General features: G+C 67.0%; 3 protein-coding genes and 2 pseudogenes. 3 read left to right on the forward strand and 2 right to left on the reverse strand.

What is annotated here, in order from left to right; genetic code table 11:
* Positions 1 to 133 precede the first annotated feature (133 nt).
* Positions 134 to 361 carry a hypothetical protein gene (locus ACZ38L_RS38740; RefSeq protein ID WP_465702722.1) on the reverse strand — a complete coding sequence of 76 codons (228 nt, stop codon included), beginning with the start codon at positions 359 to 361 and terminating at the stop codon, positions 134 to 136.
* 244 nt (positions 362 to 605) lie between these two features.
* Complete coding sequence (locus ACZ38L_RS38745) at positions 606 to 1,067, reverse strand: hypothetical protein (protein WP_465702724.1); 462 nt, start codon at positions 1,065 to 1,067, stop codon at positions 606 to 608.
* 600 nt (positions 1,068 to 1,667) lie between these two features.
* Between ACZ38L_RS38745 and ACZ38L_RS38750 the strand changes: the two genes are divergently transcribed.
* The 3 genes and pseudogenes from ACZ38L_RS38750 to ACZ38L_RS38760 all read left to right on the forward strand — a co-directional run.
* The gene (locus ACZ38L_RS38750; protein ID WP_465702726.1) at positions 1,668 to 2,933 is read left to right on the forward strand and encodes a hypothetical protein; all 1,266 of its coding nucleotides are present in this window, start codon (positions 1,668 to 1,670) and stop codon (positions 2,931 to 2,933) included.
* A 163-nt stretch (positions 2,934 to 3,096) separates the two neighbouring features.
* A pseudogene (locus tag ACZ38L_RS38755) lies at positions 3,097 to 3,440 on the forward strand (tetratricopeptide repeat protein); the annotation flags it as partial.
* A 1-nt stretch (position 3,441) separates the two neighbouring features.
* A pseudogene (locus ACZ38L_RS38760) lies at positions 3,442 to 3,783 on the forward strand (NUDIX domain-containing protein); the annotation flags it as partial.
* Positions 3,784 to 3,880 lie beyond the last annotated feature (97 nt).

Genomic DNA, 3,880 nt, shown 5'->3' on the forward strand with positions numbered 1-3,880 from the left:
CCCCACCAAACTCCCAGAAAGCGCCCCCGCGCTACCCAACACCACCAACGCGCCCGCTGATTGATCGGCTACACCACGAAGGGGGACATGACCGGTTTTGCCAGCGCCCTGGGTGGCGTGACCCAGGGAATCGTCAGCTGCTGATGAACGAGTGAGCGGAGTCAGTCGATGGAAAGCCACGCGTCTCGACGACGGGTGAAAACTGACCGCTGAACGGCGGATCAAAGGTGACCCGGCTCGCGATCGTCTGATCATCCTGATCTTCATTAAGGGTCAGGAGGAGAGGGTGATTTCCGTGGAGGACTGGGCTGAGATCCGTCGGCTGCACCGGGCCTTCCCGATAGCCGTCCTTGATCGTCATCCGAGGGCGGGTCGTCCGACGATCACAATGGGTGTTATCCGCGCGGGCCAAGTGTGCGGAATGCGGGAGTGCACGAAGTCGGCGCAGGTCGCCCAAGCACGACATCTCCCCTGCCTGTGGCGGTCTGCGTCGCTGAAATTCACCCGGGGGAGCTTCACACCTGGCGCCGCGGCGGGCCGGCTCGACGAGTTACCAGTCGCCGGCCGGCCCGACCGGGCGGTCAGGGCTCACCCTCGCGGGCGGATCACACTGAGGCGCAGATCGCGTAGACCGTGACAGTACCGCCTGCGGACACGGCCACGCCGCTCACATACCAACCGTCATAAAGCGGGGTGGGGCCCTCCGCGGTGAGCGGGAGGGCGACGGTGACGCCGTTGGTCGTGTAGCCCCCGCCGAGGACCCGCTTGCCTGGCGAGCACTGTGCGGAGGCCGCGAACGAGCCGACGGCGGGAACACCCGTCATAGCGGTCCGCACCTCGTAGCCGATCGAGACGGTGCCGTCTTCTTCCGAGCCGCCGCCGTGGTTGTGCCCGCCGTAGCGGCCACCACTTGAGGAGTAGTCCTCCACGTACTCCGTGTAGTCGCGGTGGGAGGACGCGTGCGCCTTGTGGTGGTGGTCCGTCGCCGCGGCGGCGCTGCCGATGCCGCAGGCGGACATGGCCAGAGCGGCCGTCAGGATCGCCGTGAAACGCCTGGTCTGTCTCAAAGTGATGCTCCTTCATCTGGTTCTAGGGAGGCCGGGATCCGGCCCGCCCTAACATCCCCCGGGCGCCACCCTTCCTAATACGACTGAAGGTATTTATGACCGGAACAGCCCATCCGAGAACGTACCGGCAACTGCTCGACATCGACGACGAAGCAGTATAAGGCTCGCTGGAATTCCCCAGTTCAGGCCCAGGAGTGAACCAGGCCGTCCGCGCCGGTTCCCCCATGCGCCCCAACGCCCGCACTTATGACTGCACGTCAGCCTCAAGAGTCGCCGTTCCCACACCTTGGATAGCGCCTGTTGCGAAGCCGTGCGGGCCCAGAGGACACTCTGCGGCCACTTCAGGCCACCGGGGCCCGGCAGGCAATCAGGTGTATCCGATTCACTCGAAGCGGTCACCCTTCGGGCCCGCCTATTCACGATGAGCCCATGGGACAGATAGGCATGTAATCAGGCTTCCCAACAATCATGGGAGTAAGTATGCGATCTCGCATCACTGGTCTGGCCGTGTCCGGACTAGCGTCTTTCGCTCTGGCCGCAGGCGCTGCGAATACGGCTCAAGCCGCACCCGCGCCCGAGCTGGGCGCAACAACCAATACTGTGGACGGCCGGCTCGACGGCTTCCCGCAGACCGCCGTGCCGGACACGGAAGCCCAGGGCGACGTGGTCTCGGCCGACCAGTACAGCTCCTACCCGAGCTGGCTTCTCCGTCCCGCACGGCGGTCGGACGACCGCGGTGAGGTGACCGGCGACACTTCACCGCTGCAAGCCGGTGCCCGGGACACATCGGTTCCCGAGATCGGTGCGGTCGGCCGGGCGGCCGGGGCTCCGGACGCGGGCTCGCTCGCGAAAACAGATTCGGTGGCCGCCGGCCCGAACGTACCGGGTAGCCGCGACACCGCTGACCCGGAGTCGACTGCGCGAGCGGTGGGTCCTGACGGACAGCCGGAGCGGCCCACAGCGCCCGAGTCGAAGGCCCCGACGAATGGTGCCGGCGATGGGCCCGGGGCCGGTGACCACGGCGGCCAGCTTGATGGGCATGACCAGGGCGAAGTGCCGAGTGGACCCCACCACGATGACCACGGCGGCCAGCTCGACGAGCGTGACCACAACGGAATGCCGAGCGGACCCCACCACGATGACCACGGCGGCCAGCTCGACGAGCGTGACCACAACGGAATGCCGAGCGGACCCCACCACGATGACCACGGCGGCCAGCTCGACGAGCGTGACCACAACGGAATGCCGAGCGGACCCCACCACGATGACCACGGCGGGAAGCCGGGTGAGTGGCAATACAGTTACCACTTCGTGTGGCACCACGACGGCCCCCCGGGTAGCCACGCCAGCGAGCCCGGAAGCGGCCAGGGCCAGACCAACACAGGTCAGCAGGTGGTGGTGAAGCCGGTACAGGACGCACATGTCCAGGTTGAGATCAACGTCGAGAAGCAACAGCAGGGAGCACCCGATCACACTGCGGCACATGGCTCGGAGCCGTCGCAGGGTTCCCACGGGGGGCATGAGACGAGTGCGGCAAGGCCATCCTCGGATCACATCGGCGGAGGTGAGTGGAAACATCCGCACGGCGGCGTCCACACGGGCGGTGGTGGCATGGCCGCACGCACGCCCTCCTCGCCGGGTATGGGTCGCGGGCTCGACGGCGCTTTCACCCGAAGTGGCGGGAAGAGCGACCACGTGAAGGACCCGGGGGATGTCGCGCAATCACCCGCCGACACCCACACAGTCGCGAGCGGTTTCAGCGCCTCCGGGATCGACCTGGCCAACGGCACGGCCCTGCTCCTGGGCGGAGTCACCCTCGGTGCTATCGCGCTACGCCGCAGATCGGTGACGCAGAGCACGAACTGATCACCGCGCCCAGCCTCTGGCTTTGCGCTATTCGCTGGCCACCGCAGGCGTCAGCCCATGAAGCTCCCCAGGTGCCCACCTCGACAATGCCGGAACAGCAGCCCCCTCCCCGGACTTCAGGCCACAGGGAAGGGGGCTGCGTCCCACGGTGCTCGTCTGCCCGTGCCCAGCGGCCGGCACCGTCGCCAGCCACACCGCCCGCACCCTCACCGATCTCGGCGACCACGCAGGCACCGAGCGGCAGCACAGGGCCACGCTGATCCGCTGGGATCCGGAGAAGTACAAGCGGGTCCACGCCCTCCCCTATGCCGACCTTGGCGACAGGCTGTCCGCCCAAGCCCGAGCAGACGAGGCAGTCGCCACGTGGGGCCGCGCACTCGACCTCATGAACGGCATGACCTCCGACCGCACCAGAAAGGCGATCTCCTCAATCCGTCCCTACCTGGTGACCTACGGTAGACGCGGAGTCCCGGGAGCGACGACCTGGAACACCGCGCACGCGAGTCACCTCCCCGTCGACAAGAGCCAGCCCGGCGAACCCATCACCGAGACGGCCGTCCGCGAGCTGAACGAAGAAACCGGCCTCCTCGTGGAGCCAGAGGCCCTGCGCTTGGTCCATGTCATCCACGGGGCCCGAGGAGTCGAAGCGCCCAACGGCTTCCTGACCGTGGTGTTCGCCGCACACCGCTGGTCGGGTGATCTTACGAACGTGGAGCCGGACAAGCACTCAGAAGTTGCCTGGGTGAGCGCTGACGCCGTCCCCGCGGAATTCGTTCCCACCACGGCCACGGCGTTGCACGGCTACCTCAGCAATGAGCCCAGCGTCTCCCTCGATTCCTGGGAAGGCTGAGGGTGTGCTTCCCCTCGTAGCGTGGAGTCGTGACCCGATAAGGAGTTGAGGGTGGGGAAGCGACGTACGTACGACGCCGAGTTCCGGGATGGGGCCG

It is taken from the genome of Kitasatospora sp. NPDC024654, from assembly GCF_055559155.1.

Excerpts from the sequence above, each read along its gene's own strand:
- ACZ38L_RS38740 (WP_465702722.1), bottom strand. The coding sequence starts at position 361 with ATGACGATCAAGGACGGCTATCGGGAAGGCCCGGTGCAGCCGACGGAT.